Origin of the sequence: Halomonas sp. H33-56 (assembly GCF_040147035.1) — a bacterium.
GTDB lineage: Bacteria > Pseudomonadota > Gammaproteobacteria > Pseudomonadales > Halomonadaceae > Halomonas > Halomonas litopenaei.
Window position 1 is genome coordinate 2,728,232 of record NZ_JAMSHP010000001.1, and the last position, 17,083, is coordinate 2,745,314.

11 protein-coding genes are annotated in these 17,083 nt (G+C 64.1%); 8 read left to right on the forward strand and 3 right to left on the reverse strand.

Annotation, left to right across the window (positions count from 1 at the left end):
• Window positions 1-38 precede the first annotated feature (38 nt).
• Window positions 39-1,601 carry a sigma-54-dependent transcriptional regulator gene (locus tag NFH98_RS11720; RefSeq protein WP_349622738.1) on the reverse strand — a complete coding sequence of 521 codons (1,563 nt, stop codon included), beginning with the start codon at window positions 1,599-1,601 and terminating at the stop codon, window positions 39-41.
• Window positions 1,602-1,885: 284 nt separating this feature from the next.
• Between NFH98_RS11720 and phhA the strand changes: the two genes are divergently transcribed.
• The 3 genes from phhA to NFH98_RS11735 are packed head-to-tail and all read left to right on the forward strand — an operon-like array spanning window position 1,886 to window position 4,387.
• Window positions 1,886-2,806, forward strand: a complete 921-nt coding sequence (phhA, locus tag NFH98_RS11725; RefSeq protein ID WP_349622739.1) for a phenylalanine 4-monooxygenase — start codon at window positions 1,886-1,888, stop codon at window positions 2,804-2,806.
• Between the two features lie 38 nt (window positions 2,807-2,844).
• On the forward strand, window positions 2,845-3,195 hold the full coding sequence (locus NFH98_RS11730; protein WP_045994020.1) for a 4a-hydroxytetrahydrobiopterin dehydratase: 351 nt from the start codon (window positions 2,845-2,847) through the stop codon (window positions 3,193-3,195).
• A 1-nt stretch (window position 3,196) separates the two neighbouring features.
• Window positions 3,197-4,387: an amino acid aminotransferase gene (locus NFH98_RS11735; RefSeq protein WP_349622740.1), complete on the forward strand. Its 1,191-nt coding sequence runs from the start codon at window positions 3,197-3,199 to the stop codon at window positions 4,385-4,387.
• Between the two features lie 321 nt (window positions 4,388-4,708).
• Here NFH98_RS11735 and narL read toward each other — a convergent pair whose 3' ends face one another.
• Both narL and NFH98_RS11745 read right to left on the reverse strand, forming a co-directional pair.
• Window positions 4,709-5,353, reverse strand: a complete 645-nt coding sequence (gene narL, locus NFH98_RS11740; RefSeq protein WP_045994022.1) for a two-component system response regulator NarL — start codon at window positions 5,351-5,353, stop codon at window positions 4,709-4,711.
• Window positions 5,354-5,445: 92 nt separating this feature from the next.
• Window positions 5,446-7,287, reverse strand: coding sequence for a histidine kinase (locus NFH98_RS11745; protein ID WP_108448820.1), 1,842 nt, complete (start codon window positions 7,285-7,287; stop codon window positions 5,446-5,448).
• A 249-nt stretch (window positions 7,288-7,536) separates the two neighbouring features.
• On the opposite strand from NFH98_RS11745, the gene NFH98_RS11750 reads away from it, so the two are divergent.
• From NFH98_RS11750 to narI, 5 genes are all read left to right on the forward strand, one after another.
• The gene (locus tag NFH98_RS11750) at window positions 7,537-10,248 is read left to right on the forward strand and encodes a nitrate/nitrite transporter (RefSeq protein WP_222516543.1); all 2,712 of its coding nucleotides are present in this window, start codon (window positions 7,537-7,539) and stop codon (window positions 10,246-10,248) included.
• Between the two features lie 82 nt (window positions 10,249-10,330).
• Window positions 10,331-14,098, forward strand: a complete 3,768-nt coding sequence (locus NFH98_RS11755; RefSeq protein WP_348814389.1) for a nitrate reductase subunit alpha — start codon at window positions 10,331-10,333, stop codon at window positions 14,096-14,098.
• Window positions 14,095-15,651 carry a nitrate reductase subunit beta gene (gene narH / locus NFH98_RS11760; protein ID WP_108133051.1) on the forward strand — a complete coding sequence of 519 codons (1,557 nt, stop codon included), beginning with the start codon at window positions 14,095-14,097 and terminating at the stop codon, window positions 15,649-15,651. The genes NFH98_RS11755 and narH overlap by 4 nt, the downstream gene beginning before the upstream one ends.
• A complete protein-coding gene (gene narJ, locus NFH98_RS11765) occupies window positions 15,644-16,399 on the forward strand; it encodes a nitrate reductase molybdenum cofactor assembly chaperone (protein ID WP_349622741.1) in 756 nt (251 codons plus the stop codon). Before narH ends, narJ begins: the two co-directional genes overlap by 8 nt.
• Window positions 16,396-17,073, forward strand: a complete 678-nt coding sequence (gene narI, locus NFH98_RS11770; protein ID WP_108133049.1) for a respiratory nitrate reductase subunit gamma — start codon at window positions 16,396-16,398, stop codon at window positions 17,071-17,073. The genes narJ and narI overlap by 4 nt, the downstream gene beginning before the upstream one ends.
• Window positions 17,074-17,083 lie beyond the last annotated feature (10 nt).

A 17,083-nucleotide genomic window follows, 5' to 3' on the forward strand; every position in this document is an offset into this window, starting at 1 on the left:
GAGCCCCCTCAGTCTCACTTTCACTCTCACACTCACCGTCAGCCTTCGCTGCCGGTGATGCCATAGCGATTCAGCTTGTTGGCGATGGTGGTGTGGGATACGCCAAGGCGTCGCGCCAACTGGCGACTGGACGGATGCTGGGGGTACAGCGAGGCCAATACGCGCCGCTCGACCTCGCCCAGGATGTCGTTGAGCGAGCCGTCCAGATCGATACCGGCAAGACCCGCCGGCGCCCCCGAGGCCGGCAGCCGCAGATGGGCCGGCTCGATGACCCCGGTCTCGCACAGCGACACCGCCTGGAACAGCACGTTCTCGAGTTGCCGCACGTTGCCGGGCCAGTGATAGCTGGCCATGCGCGCCAGTGCCGCGGGGGAAAGCGCAGGCAGCGCGCAGCCGATCTGGCGCGCGGCTCGGTCGACAAAGTGCCCGGCCAGAGCCTCGATGCCATCCAGACAATCCCTCAGTGGCGGAACGCTCAACGACAGCACGTTGAGGCGATGATAGAGGTCCTGACGAAACAGTCCCTGGCCGCACAGGGCCAGCAGATCCTGCTGGGTGGCACAGATCACCCGCACGTCCAGGTAGGTCTCGTCATCGGCGCCGACCCGGCGAAAGCCACCGTCCTGCAGAAAGCGCAACAGCTTGGCCTGCAGCCGCGGACTCATCTCGCCGACCTCATCGAGAAAGATGGTGCCACCGGCGGTCAGCTCCAGCAGACCCAGCTTGCCCTCGGGGCGAGCGCCATCGAAGGCGCCCGGGGCATAGCCAAACAGTTCGGTCTCGGCCATGGACTCCGGCAGGCCGGCGCAGTTCAGCGCCATGAACGGCGCCTGACCGCGCTGGCTGGCCAGGTGACAGGCCCGCGCCAGCACCTCCTTGCCGGTGCCGGTCTCACCAAAGATCAACAGCGGCGCGTCCAGCGGCGCCATGCGCCGCGCCTCGTGGATCAGGGAGGCGAGTCGGGGGCTGGCCGCGAACATCGCCTCGAAGCCGCGCATCTCCTGGCGCTGCACCTGATAGATACGCTCGCCGATACGATCGGCGCTATGCAGCGTGACCACAGCCCCGGCCAGCGAGGCCACGTCGTCGTGGTGTTCGCGATGCAGCGGCGCGATATCGGCCAGGTAGGTGGCGTCCTTGAGCCGGATCCTGAGGCCATTGACCCGAGCATTGTTGCGACGAATCACTTCCGGCAGGTCGAGCTCCGGCAGGTAGCGATTCAGCGACAGCCCGGGCACCTCGTCGACGCGCACGCCGAGCAACTGGCTCGCCGCCCGGTTGGCCGCCACCAGGTGCCCCTCCATGTCGATGGACATCACCGGGTCGGAGAGTGACGACAGCAGCGCCTCCAGCTCGAGCTGGTGGCGCTCGCTGGGCATCAGGCTGACCCGGCGCACCCCGAATACGCCGGACACCTGCTCGAGGCTGGGCTTCAGCGTCGCCAGCTGGGCGTGCAACAGTTGCGGCACGTGCAGATAGATGGCGTTGCCGTGCTCGCCGCCCACCTCGCCCCGGGCCACGTTCACCCCATAGTCGGCCAGCAGGGCCACTATGTCGCGAAGGATGCCGACACGATTCTGGCAGTGAACTCTCAGGCGCATGAAGGGAATGGCTCCGCAAAAGGGTCACACCATCTGAAGTTTCCGTCAGGCTGGTCTGACTCGTATGTCAAGATTTCGTTACAGCCTATCGAAGACAGAGGAGCGCGTCCTGCATCTTTGGTCGATAGACACCATCTCGAGCACCAGCTGTAAAGATTTCCTGACAGAAAAGGGCCGCCTTCTGGTGCCTATCCCCCCGATGCACGGCTGCGTGACGAAAGCCCCCATGCCTAGACTCGACTCAGTCTCGATACCACAACAGTCGACAATCGCCGGGAGACACCATGCACGCACCTTCTTCGTCCACCCCGTCCACCAAGGGCACCGCCTATCAGGCCCGTGAGCCGGATGCCGACGGCATCATCCATTGGAGCGAGGTCGAGAACCGGACCTGGCAGACGCTGATGGAACGCCAGCTGACGTTGATCGAAGGGCGCGTGTGCCAGCAGTATCTGGACGGCCTCGAGCGCCTCGGCCTGCCCAGCGATCGTATTCCGCAACTGGGCGACGTCGATCGGGTGCTACAGCAAGCCACCGGCTGGCAGACCGCCCAGGTACCGGCCCTGATCCCCTTCGACACCTTCTTTCAACTGCTGGCCAACCGTCGTTTTCCGGTCGCGACCTTCATCCGTACCCCCGAGGAGCTGGACTACCTCAAGGAACCGGACATCTTCCACGAGATCTTCGGCCACTGCCCGATGCTGACCAACGAGGCCTTCGCCGAGTTCACCGCCACCTACGGCCGCATCGGCCTCGCCGCCGAACCCAAGGACCGGGTCTACCTGGCCAGGCTCTACTGGATGACCGTGGAATTCGGCCTGGTGGACACCCCGCAAGGCCGGCGCATCTATGGCGGCGGTATCATCTCCTCGCCCAAGGAGACCCTGCACGCCCTGTCCGACACCCCTGCACATGCGCCCTTCGACGCCCTCGACGCCCTGCGCACCCCCTACCGCATCGACATCCTGCAGCCCCTTTACTACGTTCTGGACAGCCTCGACAGGCTTCAGGAACTGTCCCGGCGCGACCTGATGGCACTGGTCGAGGAAGCCAAGGCGCTGGGGTTATTCGAACCGCGCTTTCCGCCCAAGCCCAATTCAACGACCAAGCCCAATTCAACGACCAAGCCCAAGCCAACGCCCGGCGAGAACGGCCCATCCGCCCACGACGGTGCCGACAACGACCGACGCAGCGAACACGCCTGAACATCCACACTCCCTCACCGACACCACCAGGAGACAGCATGAACGACACCACCCAGACCCTCACCGAGCAGTCCTGCGAAGCCTGCAGCTGGGACGCCCCCCACGCCACCGAGGACGAGATCGAACAGTGGCACGCGCAGATCCCCGAGTGGCGGATCGTCGAGCGCGATGGCATCATGCAACTGGAGCGGAGCTACAAGTTCCGCAACTTTCGGCAGGCCCTTGCCTTCACCAACAGCGTCGGCGAGATCGCCGAGGAAGCCGGCCATCACCCGGCCCTGTTGACCGAGTGGGGCAAGGTCACCGTGACCTGGTGGTCCCACGAGATGAAGGGCCTGCACAAGAACGATTTCATCCTAGCGGCCAGAACCGACGAGGTAGCAAGCTAAAATGTTCGAGAAGATTGAGCGGGTTCCCGGGGATGCCATCCTCGGGCTCATCGAGGCCTTCAAGAAGGACACCAATCCCCAGAAGGTCGATCTTGGCGTCGGCGTCTACCGCGATGCAAAGGGCAACACTCCGGTGATGCGTGCGGTCAAGGAGGCCGAAGCCCTGCTGCTCAACAACGAGACCACCAAGACCTACATCGGCTCACACGGCGCCGCCCAGTACGGTGCCGTGGTGCTGCCGATGGTGCTGGGCCAGGACTCCCCCGTGCTCGAGGCCGGCCGCGCCAGCGTTACCCAGTCCCCCGGCGGTACCGGTGCCCTGCGCCTGGCGGCGGACTTCGTCGCGACCCAACTGCCTGGCAAGGGCATCTGGGTCAGTGACCCGACCTGGCCGAACCACCACGGCATCTTCACCGCCGCCGGCATCGAACTGCACAAGTATCCCTACGTCGACGCCGACAACCGTCTCGACTTCGACGGCATGCTGGAAGCCCTCAAGCAGATCCCCCAGGGTGACGTGGTGGTGCTGCACGCCTGCTGCCACAACCCCACCGGCTTCGACCTGAACCACCAGCAGTGGCAACAGGTGCTCGAAGTGATCCAGCAGCGCGACCTGCTGCCGCTGGTCGACTTCGCCTACCAGGGCTTCGCCGAGGGCCTGGACGAAGACGCCTACGCCGTTCGCCTGCTGGCCGAGAACCTCGACAACGTGCTGATCACCAGCTCCTGCTCGAAGAACTTCGGCATCTACAACGAGCGCACCGGCGCGCTGATCGTGGTGGCGAAGAACAGCGAGGAGATGGAGAACGTCCGCTCGCAGATCGCCATCGTCGCCCGCGAGAACTACTCCAACCCGCCCGCCCATGGCGGCAGCATCGTGGCCGAGATCCTCAACTCAGCGGAACTCGCCGCAGTGTGGCGCGAGGAACTCACCGAGATGCGCGATCGCATCAACACCCTGCGTCGTGACTTCGTCGAGGCCTTGAAGCCCTACGGGCTGGACCACAAGTACGCCCACATCGCCGAGCAGCGTGGCATGTTCTCCTACACCGGCCTGACGCCGGAACAGGTGGACCGCCTGCGTGACGAGTACGGCATCTACATGGTGCGCTCGGGCCGCGCCAACGTCGCCGGCTTCTCCCAGGAGAACCTGCCGTACCTGGCCAAGGCGGTGGCCGCCGTCAACGACTGACGCCCTGCCAGCGGGCTGTGCCAGCCAGCAAACGACGCCCGGGCCTGTCCCGGGCGTTGTCGTATCCGGACGCCCCCCCGGCGCTATCGTGAGGAGTCACGGTTCCTGCAAGCCTGTTTCTGCAAGCCATCGGCTCTGTCCGAAAAGTCGACGAGCGTAGGCAGGTTTCGCAAAAGCCCTAGGCGCAGTCCGAAAAGTCGACGAGCGAAGGTTAGACAAGGCAAAAATCGGTGAGAAAGCGCAGTTTACGGGGTGTAAATGAGCATTTTGATCCGATTTTTAACGCCGTATTACCGAGCGCAGGCACTTTTCAGACAAGCCCTAGCCCAGGCCATGCTTGGTGGCCCACACCGCTGCTTCCACCCGTGAGCGAAGATCCAGCTTCTTGAACAGATGCTTGACGTGGACCTTGACGGTGCCCTCGGCGATGTCCAGCTCACGGGCGATCATCTTGTTGGACAGGCCGCGAGCCAGGGTGCGCAGGATGTCTCTCTCACGAGCGGTCAGGCACGACATGCCGTCGTCGCCCCCTGCCGGCAGCTCGCCCTTGACCACGCTGGCCAGCAGCGACGCCATCTGTGGCCCCAGCACCACCTGACCCTGGGCCGCCTCGCGAATCAGCCGCAGCACCTCCTCGGGGTCCATGTCCTTGAGCAGATAGCCATCGGCGCCTTCCTTGAGCGCGCGCACCACGTCGTCGTCGGAGTCGGACACGGTCAGGATCACGATACGGCTCTTGACCCGGGCGTCACGCATCCGCCGGAGCACCTCGATGCCGTCGATGGGCTGCATGTTGAGGTCGAGCAGGATCAGGTTGGGTTGCAGATCGACGGCCTTGCGCACCGCCTCGGCGCCATCCGAGGCTTCACCGACCACCACCAGACTAGGATCCATGTCCACCAGTTGACGCACCCCACGCCGGAAAAGGGGGTGATCGTCCACGATCATCAATCGAAGCATGCTCATAGTGCTATCTCCAGAGTGGTTTCACCCGACCCGCTGCCGGGCAACACGTTCAGCAGGCCACGTCGTCGCGACCTCGCGCCCGTGAAAGCCCATCACTCGGACGCCACAGGTAACTGCGCCAACAGACGCGGCAGAAAGCGGACGGTCACCACGGTGCCGCAGGGCTTGATGCCCCTGACCGTGAGCTTTCCACTCAGGCTTCGTGCCCGCTCCTCCATGATCGCCATCCCGTGGGACATGGAAGGATCGGATTGCGGTCCGATGCCTACACCGTCGTCCGTGACCGAAAGTTGATAGTGCCCCGTGTCGTCGACGGCGAGGCTGATGGTGCAGTGCCGAGCACGTGCATGGCGGGCCACGTTGGACAGCGACTCGCGCACGATCTGCAGCACATGAATTTCCTCGTTGGGGGTCAGCGACAGCCCGCTCCACTGGCCTTTCAGGGTCAGCTCGAAGTCGCCCCGCTTGGAGTACTCCAGCACCGTTTCCTCCAACGCCGCTTCCAGACCCGACTCATGGATGCGCAGACGAAAGGTGTTGAGCAGCTCCCTGAGCTGGCGGTAGGACGAATTGAGACCGTGCCGGAGTTCCGCGACCACCTGCGCCACCTGCTCGTGGCGTTGCTGATCGAGCTGCATCTGTAGACGGGTGACCTGGATCTTCAGGTAGGACAGCGACTGAGCCAGCGAGTCGTGAAGCTCTCGCGCAATCACCGCGCGCTCATCCATCAGCGCCAGCCGACGCTGCTCGTCGGCTTTCTCGGACAGCGACAAGGCCGCGGCAATCAGCCCGGCCACCGTCTCCACCAGCTCGATCTTCCACTGGGCAAGCATATGGCCGGGAGGCTGATGGACACGCAACTCGCCAAAATCCCGACCCGCTTCGCGCACCCTGACCGCGTATTCATTGCCGTTGGCATACAGTCCGGCAGCCGCCTTGTCTGATATTTCACGCCCGCGCGATGGTTCCTGAACGAAAGCGCTTTCCGCGCCGGGGCGAGAGCTGAGTCTGACAATATCCTTGCCATTGCCTCCCATGGACAGGCGCAGCTCGAAGGGGCCTTCGTCGGTCACCGCCTCAAGCTGGCGCAGCACTTCCTCGAGCTCTTCCCGGGTCAGCGGAGTGACCCCATTGAGACGCCGCGCGGTCAGATAAAGCATACGCAACGCATCATTGCTGCGCTTCAGTTCATGGGTCTTCGCCGCGACACGCTTTTCCAGCTGACCGTACATTTCCGACAGGCTGGCATTCATCTTGTTGATTGTTCTGGATAACAAGCCTAACTCGTCGTTACCTCGGTAGATGGTTCTCCCCGAAAAGTCACCGACCATTACGCCATTTACAACACGAATAAGGTCACGAAATGGCGGCATGACACCGCAGACTATTCGATAGACAACCATCACCATAAATATCACGAGAACGGCGAGTGATGCCCCCTGAAAAACCTCAAGAAATACGACCTTTGACTCGGCATATTCTTGAAGCCTTCCCACCAGAATATCGACCTTGTCGACGAACTCGGCGACCTTGTCATCCAGCCGAAAGACGTCACCACCTTCGAAATCCACCGTGTTGGGACGCAGGGTTTCGTGCCAGCACTCCACCACCCTGTCGTAGGCCTCTCTGAGCGGATCATCGGCGTCCACCGGAATCAGCGCGATGATCGCGCCGGCAGCCAGCGTGGCCTCCATCTGTTCGTGCTGCCAGCGTCGCCTGGGATGATCCGCCGGCAGCAACTCCGACGTCGCCAGCAGTCGATAGGCCTGCATTCGCAGCGAGCCCGCCTGGTTGATGGCGTCGGCGTAACCTCCCGCGCTCTTTGCGATGACGATGGAGCCCAGCAGGCTGACCAGGGCCAGACAGGATATCGCCGCCATGGCGACCAGCATGCGCAGCATCAGTGATCGGCGCAGGTAAAAGGCGCCGTTCATCTACTACACCTTCCCTTTTTGACCCAGATCAAGGGTTTCATCATCTAGAAATTTCCGGAATGTCGCATCCATCTGAGAGGGCAGATAATACGTGACGAACACCTCAAAAACACCCGGATACCTCCATGGAGGTAATTAAGCAAATGCGCTGGATATAGCACGCAATTCTCTTGACCACAATCAAGTGCCATACAGATACATTGTAGCAAGGTTTAGGGGCCGAACCGGCACCCCTAAAGAGGAAAGCACATGCTCCAACATGACACCGTACCCCGGCGTCAGCAGAACAGAGCGCTAGGCCTATCCACACTCGCCTTCACTCTCTGCTTCGCCGTCTGGACCCTGTTCTCGATTCTCGGTATCCAGATCAAGGAGGACTTCGCGCTCTCCGACACCCAACTTGGCCTGCTGATGGCCACTCCCGTGCTGACGGGTTCGATCAGCCGACTCTTTCTCGGTGTACTGACTGACCGCTTCGGGGGCCGCTGGGTCTTCGGTCTGCTCATGCTGGTCACCGCTACCTGTGTCTACCTGCTGACCTTCGCCAACAGCTACGTGATGCTGCTGGTCGGCGCACTGGGTATCGGCCTTGCCGGTGGCTCCTTCATCGTCGGCGTGGCCTACACCTCGGCCTGGTTCGAGAAGGAACGCCAGGGTACGGCGCTGGGCATCTTCGGGGCCGGTAACGTCGGTGCCGCCGTCACCAACTTCGGCGCGCCCTTCCTGCTGATGGCAATGGGCTGGAAAAGCACCGCCCTGGTCTACGCCACCATCATGGCGATCATGGGCGTGGCCTTTATCCTGCTGGCCAAGGAAGACCCCCAGAATCAGTCGCGCAATGCCGTGCGCCTGCCGCTGTCCGAGCAGTTCGCGCCCCTGGCCGACCTGCGCGTGTGGCGCTTCTCGCTCTACTACTTCTTCGTCTTCGGTGGCTTCGTCGCCCTCGCCCTTTGGCTGCCCCACTACCTGATCGAGGTCTACGGCCTGAGCCTGTCAGCGGCGGGTATCGTGGCGGCGCTGTACACCATCCCGGCCTCGCTGTTCCGTATTCTCGGCGGTTGGATGTCCGACCGCTACGGCGCCCGTCGCGTGATGTACTGGACCTTCCTGGCCTCGGTCATCTGCACCTTCCTGCTGAGCTATCCGCCCACCCAGTACGTCGTCGATGGCGTCCGTGGTCCGGTCGAGTTCACCTTCGCCATGCCGCTGGTCGGCTTCATCCTGTTGACCATGGTGCTGGGCTTCTTCATGTCGCTGGGCAAGGCCGCCGTGTACAAGCACATCCCGGTCTACTATCCCAAGAGCGTCGGCCTGGTCGGTGGCGCCGTCGGCATGGTCGGTGGCCTCGGCGGCTTCTTCCTGCCGCTGACCTTCGGCATGCTCAACGATGTCATCGGCATCTGGCAGAGCTGCTTCATGCTGATGTTCGTCGTGGTTGCCGCCGCGCTCATGTGGATGCACTTCGCCATCCGCAAGGCCGAGCGTATCGAGGCCCGCGATCGCTGCGAGTCCACCGACCTGCCCGAGCTGTCCACCCCGAGCCGTTTCGTGCTCGAGGACTGGCGCCCCGAGGACGAGTCCTTCTGGCAGTCCACCGGTCGCAAGATCGCCACGCGTAACCTGTGGATCTCCATCCCCTGTCTGCTGCTGGCCTTCTGCATCTGGATGGTGTGGTCCATGGTCGTGGCCAAGCTTCCCCAGGTAGGCTTCGAGTACAGCCCGAACCAGCTGTTCTGGCTGGCGGCCCTGCCGGGTCTTTCCGGTGCCACCCTGCGGATCTTCTACAGCTTTACCGTACCGATCTTCGGCGGCCGTCGCTTCACCGCGATTTCCACCGCCTCGCTGCTGCTACCTGCCCTGTGGATCGGCTTCGCCGTCCAGAATCCCGAAACGCCCTACCTGGTGATGGCGATCATCGCCCTGCTGTGTGGCTTCGGTGGCGGCAACTTTGCGTCCTCCATGGCCAACATCGCCTTCTTCTATCCCAAGCGTGAGAAGGGCAAGGCCCTGGCCATGAACGCCGGCCTCGGCAACCTCGGCGTGTCGGTGATGCAGTTCCTGGTGCCCGTGGTCATCTCCACCGGCAGCTTCGTGATGTTCACCGGCAGTGGCCAGCCGATGTCCGACACTGATCTTCTGTGGCTGCAGAACGCCGGCTTCGTGTGGGTGCCGTTCATCGTCATCGCCACCGTCGCCGCCTGGTTCGGCATGAATGACATCGCCAGCGCCAAGTCCTCCTTCAAGGAGCAGTCGGTCATCTTCAAGCGCAAGCACAACTGGCTGATGTGCATCCTCTACACCGGCACCTTTGGCAGCTTCATCGGCTTCTCCGCCGGCTTCCCGCTGTTGACCAAGACCCAGTTCCCGGCCATCGATGCCCTCCAGTACGCCTTCCTCGGCCCGTTCGTCGGCGCCCTGAGTCGTGCCTGGACCGGTGGACTGGCCGACCGCTTCGGTGGTGCCCGGGTCACCTTCTGGACCTTCCTGACCATGATCGGCGGCGTGATCGGCGTGCTGTTCTTCCTGATGAACAAGGACATGTCGATCGCCTTCTACGGCTTCTTCGCCTCCTTCATGCTGCTGTTCTTCGCCACCGGCGTCGGCAATGCCAGCACCTTCCAGATGATCCCGTCGATCTTCCGCAAGGAAGTGCCGCGGCTGATGCCGAACCTGACCGCCGCCGAGCAGCTGGTCCACGCCGAGCGCGAATCCGCTGCCACCATCGGCTTCACCTCGGCCATCGCCGCCTACGGCGCCTTCCTGATTCCGAAGTCCTTCGGTACCTCGATCTCGCTGACCGGCGGTGCCGAAGCGGCACTGATCGGCTTCATCGTGTTCTACGTGTTCTGCACCGCCCTGACCTGGTTCTACTACAGCCGCAAGGGCGCGGAGATCGAACTGAACCTGGATGCGGGTCCCACCCGCAAGCCAAGCGCCGGTGCGGCCCAGACCCAGCACTGACGTTCCCGTCAAGACCGTGACATTCGAGTCCGCAAGGACCGCCTAGCCAGGCCCCCTTCGGGGGGCCTTTGAGGAGACCTCCATGAGTCATTTTCTCGATCGCCTGAGATACCTGACCAAACGTCCTCCGGAATTCGCCAACGGACACGGCGAAACCCGCGAAGAGACACGTGACTGGGAAGACGGCTATCGCGCCCGCTGGCAGCACGACAAGATCGTGCGCTCCACCCACGGGGTGAACTGCACCGGCTCGTGCAGCTGGAAGATCTACGTCAAGAATGGCCTAGTCACCTGGGAAACCCAGCAGACCGACTATCCGCGTACCCGCGCCGATCTGCCCAACCACGAGCCCCGCGGTTGCCCACGTGGCGCCAGCTACTCCTGGTACCTGTACAGTGCCAACCGCCTCAAGTACCCGCTGATTCGCCAGGAGCTGGTCAGCCTGTGGCGACGCGCGCTGGACAAGCACGCCGACCCGGTGGATGCCTGGGCCTCCATCGTCGAGGACCCGGTCCTGGCCAATCAGTACAAGCGTGCCCGCGGCATGGGCGGCTTCGTCCGCGCCGACTGGGACGAGGCGCAGACCCTGATCGCGGCGGCCAACGTCTACACCGCCAAGACCTACGGCCCCGACCGCATCATCGGCTTCTCGCCGATCCCGGCCATGTCGATGGTCTCCTACGCCGCCGGCGCCCGCTACCTGTCGCTGATCGGTGGTGTCTGCCTGTCGTTCTATGACTGGTACTGCGACCTGCCGCCGGCCTCCCCCCAGACCTGGGGCGAGCAGACCGACGTGCCGGAATCCGCCGACTGGTACAACTCCGGCTACATCATCGCCTGGGGCTCCAACGTGCCGCAGACGCGTACCCCGGACGCCCACTTCTTCACCGAGGTGCGCTACAAGGGCACCAAGACGGTGTCGATCACCCCGGACTACGCCGAGGTCTCGAAGCTCACCGACGAATGGCTGTCCGCCAAGCAGGGCACCGACGCCGCCCTGGCCATGGCCATGGGCCACGTCATCCTGAAGGAATTCCACCTCGCCTCGCCCAGCGTCTACTTCACCGACTACGTCAAGCGCTACACCGACATGCCCTTCCTGGTGGCCCTCGAGCCCCGCGAGGACGGCACCTACGCCCCGGGCAAGCAGCTGCGTGCGGCCGACTTCGACGCCTCGCTCGGCCAGGACAACAACCCCGAGTGGAAGACCGTCGCCTGGGACGAGACGCGTGACCAGCTGGTGGTGCCGCGCGGTTCCATCGGCTTCCGCTGGGGCGAGAACGGCGACGACGAAAAGGGCAAGTGGAGCCTTGAGTCACTGGACGCCGACGGCCAGGAGATCGACCTGCGACTGTCGCTGGCCGACGCCCACGACAGCGTCGCCAAGGTGGCCTTCCCCTACTTCGGTGGCATCGCCCACGAGCACTTCGACCACGTCGAAGGCAACGAGGTGCTGCACCACTGCCTGCCGGCCAAGAAGCTGACCCTGGCCGATGGCAAGGAAGTGCTGGCGGTCACCGTGTTCGACCTGATGTGCGCCAACTACGGTATCGACCGTGGCCTCGGCGGCGAAGGCGAGGACGACGGCGCCACCGCACTGGACCAGCTGCGTCCCTACACCCCTGCGTGGCAGGAAAAGATCACCGGCGTGCCCGCCAACCAGTGTATCCGCATCGCCCGCGAGTTCGCCCACAACGCCGACAAGACCCAGGGTCGGTCCATGATCATCGTCGGTGCCGGGATGAACCACTGGTACCACATGGACATGAACTACCGTGGCCTGATCAACATGCTGGTGCTGTGCGGCTGTATCGGTCAGTCCGGCGGCGGCTGGTCCCACTACGTGGGCCAGGAAAAGCTGCGTCCACAGACCGGCTGGACCCCGCTGGCCTTCGGCCTGGACTGGCAGCGTCCGCCGCGCCACATGAACGGCACCTCGTTCTTCTACAACCACTCGAGCCAGTGGCGCTACGAGAAGCTCGAGGTCAAGGAACTGCTGTCGCCGCTGGCCAAGGCCGACAAGTACGACGGCAGCCTGATCGACTTCAACGTGCGCGCCGAGCGCATGGGCTGGCTGCCGTCGGCGCCGCAGCTCGGGGTCAACCCGCTGCGCCTGGCAGGCCCCGCCAGTGAAGCGGGCATGTCCACCGCCGACTACGTGGTCAGCCAGCTCAAGCAGGGCCGTCTTGGCTTCGCCGCCGAGGACCCGGACAACCCCCAGAACTTCCCCCGCAACATGTTCGTGTGGCGCTCCAACCTGCTGGGCTCCTCGGGCAAGGGTCACGAGTACATGCTCAAGTACCTGCTGGGCACCCGCCATGGGCTGCAGGGCAAGGACCTGGGCGAATCCGGCGGCGCCATGCCCCGGGAAGTCACCTGGCACGACGAGGCCCCCGAGGGCAAGGTGGACCTGTTCACCACCCTGGACTTCCGCATGTCGACCACCTGCCTGTACTCCGACGTGGTGCTGCCCACCGCGACCTGGTACGAGAAGGACGATCTCAACACCTCGGACATGCACCCCTTCATCCACCCGCTGACCGCCGCCACCGATCCGGCCTGGGAAGCGCGCAGCGACTGGGACATCTACAAGGGCATCGCCAAGAGATTCTCCCAGGTCTGTCCCGGCCACCTGGGCGAGGAAACCGACCTGGTCACCTTACCGCTGCAGCATGACAGCCCCGGCGAGCTGGCCCAGCCCGAAGTGCTCGACTGGAAGCGCGGTGAGTGCGAGCCGATCCCCGGCAAGACCATGCCGAGCCTGATCGAGGTCAAGCGCAACTACCCCGAGACCTACGAGCGCTTCACCTCGGTGGGCCCGCTGCTCGAGAGCATCGGCAACGGTGGCAAGGGCATCGGCTGGAACACCGACAAGGAAGTCGAGCTGTTGCGTGGCCTCAACCACGTCAAGCTCGAGGGTCCGGCCAAGGGTCAGCCAAGACTCGAAAGCGCCATCGACGCCGCCGAGATGATCCTGGCGCTGGCACCGGAGACCAACGGTCAGGTGGCGGTGAAGGCCTGGGACGCGCTGTCGAAGATCACCGGACGCGACCACACCCACCTGGCGATTCCCAAGGAAGAGGAGAAGATCCGCTTCCGCGACGTGGTGGCCCAGCCGCGCAAGATCATCTCCAGCCCGACCTGGTCTGGCCTGGAGGACGAGCACGTGTCCTACAACGCCGGCTACACCAACGTCCACGAGCTGATTCCCTGGCGTACCGTCAGCGGCCGCCAGCAGTTCTACCAGGATCACGCCTGGATGCGTGACTTCGGCGAGAGCCTGCTGGTCTACCGTCCGCCCATCGACACCAAGGCCACCAAGGCCATGGCGATGCCGCGGCCCAACGGTAACCCGGAGATCGCGCTGAACTGGATCACCCCGCACCAGAAGTGGGGCATCCACTCCACCTACTCCGACAACCTGTTGATGCTGACCCTGTCGCGTGGCGGCCCCATCGTCTGGCTGTCCGAGGAGGACGCGGTCGCCATCGGTGTCGAGGACAACGACTGGATCGAGCTGTACAACGCCAACGGCGCCATCGCCGCCCGCGCAGTGGTCAGTCAGCGGGTCAAGACCGGCATGGCGATGATGTACCACGCCCAGGAGCGCATCGTGAACGTGCCCGGCTCCGAGGTCACCGGTACCCGCGGCGGTATTCACAACTCGGTCACCCGCGTCTGCCCCAAGCCGACCCACATGATCGGCGGCTACGGACAGCTCTCCTACGGCTTCAACTACTACGGCACCGTCGGCTCCAACCGCGATGAGTTCGTCATGGTGCGCAAGATGAAGCACGTCAACTGGTTGGACGGCGAAGGACAGGACAGCGCCCAGGAGGCAGTGAAATGAAGATCCGTTCCCAAGTGGGCATGGTGCTCAACCTCGACAAGTGCATCGGCTGTCACACCTGTTCGGTGACCTGCAAGAACGTCTGGACCAGTCGTGAAGGCGTCGAGTACGCCTGGTTCAACAACGTCGAGACCAAGCCGGGCATCGGCTATCCCAAGGAGTGGGAGAACCAGGCGCGCTGGAAAGGCGGCTGGCTGAGGCGCGAGGACGGCACCATCGAGCCGCGCATCGGTGGCAAGTGGCGGGTGCTGGCGAACATCTTCGCCAACCCCGACCTGCCGGAGATCGACGACTACTACGAGCCGTTCACCTTCGACTACCAGCACCTGCACCAGGCCAAGAAGGGCCGCCACCAGCCGGTGGCGCGCCCCCGTTCGCTGATCTCCGGTCAGCGCATGGAGAAGATCGAGTGGGGCCCGAACTGGGAAGAGATTCTCGGCACCGAGTTCGCCAAGCGCCGCAAGGACGCCAACTTCGACAAGATCCAGGCGGACATCTACGGCCAGTTCGAAAACACCTTCATGATGTACCTGCCGCGCCTGTGCGAGCACTGCCTCAACCCGGCCTGTGTGGCCAGCTGCCCGAGCGGTGCGATCTACAAGCGTGAAGAGGACGGCATCGTCCTGATCGACCAGGACAAGTGCCGCGGCTGGCGGATGTGCGTATCCGGCTGTCCGTACAAGAAGATCTACTACAACTGGAAGTCCGGCAAGTCCGAGAAGTGCATCTTCTGCTACCCGCGTATCGAGTCGGGCCAGCCGACGGTGTGCTCCGAGACCTGCGTCGGTCGCATCCGCTACCTGGGCGTGCTGCTCTACGACGCCGATCGCATCGAGGAGGTCGCCGCCTCCCAGGACGAGCGCGACCTGTACAAGCGCCAGTGCGAGATCTTCCTCGACCCCAATGATCCCGAGGTCATCGCCCAGGCCAAGCGTGACGGCATCGATGACAACGTGATCAAGGCGGCCCAGGAGTCCCCGGTCTACAAGATGGCCATGGACTGGCAGCTGGCACTGCCGCTGCACCCGGAGTACCGCACCCTGCCGATGGTCTGGTACGTACCGCCGCTGTCGCCGATCCAGTCGGCGGTGGACGGTGGCCACGTGGAAACCGACGGCGTGCTGCCCAAGGTCGAATCACTGCGTATCCCGGTGAAGTACCTGGCCAACATGCTCACCGCCGGTGACGAGGCGCCGGTGGTTCGCGCGCTCAAGCGCATGATGGCGATGCGTGAGTACATGCGCGGCAAGCACGTGGACGGCGAGTTGCGCCACGACGTCCTCGACGAGGTCGAGCTGAGCGAGGCCCAGGTCGAGGAGATGTACCGCTACCTGGCCATCGCCAACTACGAGGACCGCTTCGTCATCCCGACCAGCCACCGCGAGCAGGCTCGCGAGGCCTTCCCGGAGCGTGGCGGCTGCGGCTTCACCTTCGGCAACGGCTGCCAGGGCGGCAGCGACAAGACCAGCCTGTTCGGTGGACGCAAGCAGACCACCACCCTGGTCAACGTCGAGCAGTACGACCCAAGCCATCCGGAGGTCGAGCATGACTAATCCACTCGCCCAGGGTCTGCGCGCCCTGGCCCGGCTGCTCGACTATCCCGACCGGGAACTGATCGAGGGGCTTGTCGAGGTCAAGGCAGCGATCGCCGCCATGCCACTGCCGGGGGGAGCCCCCCGGCAGGCACTGCTCGACTGGTGTGATCGCCTGGCGGATGCCCGCCTGCTGGACGTCCAGGCGGCCTACGTCGCCCAGTTCGATCGTGGCCGCGCCACCTCGCTACTGCTGTTCGAGCACGTCCACGGCGAATCCCGCGACCGCGGCCAGGCGATGGTCGACCTGCTCGGCGAGTACGAGGACGCCGGCTTTGCCCTCGACAGCCGCGAGCTTCCCGACCACCTGCCGCTGCTGCTCGAGTTCCTCTCCACCCGCGAGGGTGACGAGGTGGCCCGCTGGATCGGTGACGTCAGCCATATCCTGGCGCTCATCACCGCCCGCCTGGAGGCCAAGCAGTGCGACCAGGCGCTGGTGCCCCTGACCCTGCTGTCGCTGATCGGCGCCGAGGATCAGGTGGACCTCCACCGCGAGGCGGTCAAGGAAGAACCGGCCGACAACACCCCTGCCGCCCTCGACGCCGTGTGGGAAGAGGAGGCCGTGCGTTTCTCGGCCGAATCCGACCAGGACTGCGCGCTGACCTCCGCCGAGGGCAAGCGCCTCGCCGAACGTCGGGGCAGTGTCCAGCCCGACACCGTTCGCCTCCCCGATGCCATGCCCTCTCGACCCACTGGAGGTCTGTCATGAACTACCTGCACACCCTGCTGTTCGGCCTCTATCCCTACCTGGCGGGCAGCGTCTTTCTGATCGGTAGCCTGTTGCGCTTCGACCATGGCCAGTACACCTGGAAGACCGGCTCGAGCCAGATGCTGTCGTCCAGGCGCATGCGCCTGGCCAGTCCGCTGTTCCACGTCGGCATCCTGGTGATCTTCTTCGGTCACCTGGTCGGCCTGCTGACACCGCATTGGGTCTACGCCCCCTTCATCAGCGCCGGCACCAAGCAGGTGTTCGCCATCCTGGTCGGAGGCCTTGCCGGTATCGCCTGTCTGATCGGTGGCGCCATGCTGCTGCATCGCCGCTTCACCGACCCACGGGTCAAGGCGTCCTCCAGCTTCATGGACAACCTGATCATCGTGCTGCTGGTGGTTCAGGTCACCCTGGGCCTGCTGACCATTCCCGCCGCCCTGCATCACCTGGACGGCGGCGTGATGATCAAGCTCGCCGAATGGGCCCAGGCCATCGTCTTCTTCCAGGGCGGCGCCGCCACCCACCTCGAAGGCATTGGCTTCATCTACCACCTGCACATTCTGGTCGGTCTGACCATCGTGCTGGTGTTCCCGTTCACTCGTCTGGTTCACGCCTGGAGCGCTCCCCTGGGTTACCTGGGCCGTCGCTACCAGATCGTCCGGCGCCGTGCCTGAGGAGGCATGT

Coding starts and splice junctions, on each gene's coding strand:
- NFH98_RS11720 (WP_349622738.1), bottom strand. CDS start 1,601: ATGCGCCTGAGAGTTCACTGCCAGAATCGTGTCGGCATCCTTCGCGAC.
- phhA (WP_349622739.1), top strand. CDS start 1,886: ATGCACGCACCTTCTTCGTCCACCCCGTCCACCAAGGGCACCGCCTAT.
- NFH98_RS11730 (WP_045994020.1), top strand. CDS start 2,845: ATGAACGACACCACCCAGACCCTCACCGAGCAGTCCTGCGAAGCCTGC.
- NFH98_RS11735 (WP_349622740.1), top strand. CDS start 3,197: ATGTTCGAGAAGATTGAGCGGGTTCCCGGGGATGCCATCCTCGGGCTC.
- narL (WP_045994022.1), bottom strand. CDS start 5,353: ATGAGCATGCTTCGATTGATGATCGTGGACGATCACCCCCTTTTCCGG.
- NFH98_RS11745 (WP_108448820.1), bottom strand. CDS start 7,287: ATGAACGGCGCCTTTTACCTGCGCCGATCACTGATGCTGCGCATGCTG.
- NFH98_RS11750 (WP_222516543.1), top strand. CDS start 7,537: ATGCTCCAACATGACACCGTACCCCGGCGTCAGCAGAACAGAGCGCTA.
- NFH98_RS11755 (WP_348814389.1), top strand. CDS start 10,331: ATGAGTCATTTTCTCGATCGCCTGAGATACCTGACCAAACGTCCTCCG.
- narH (WP_108133051.1), top strand. CDS start 14,095: ATGAAGATCCGTTCCCAAGTGGGCATGGTGCTCAACCTCGACAAGTGC.
- narJ (WP_349622741.1), top strand. CDS start 15,644: ATGACTAATCCACTCGCCCAGGGTCTGCGCGCCCTGGCCCGGCTGCTC.
- narI (WP_108133049.1), top strand. CDS start 16,396: ATGAACTACCTGCACACCCTGCTGTTCGGCCTCTATCCCTACCTGGCG.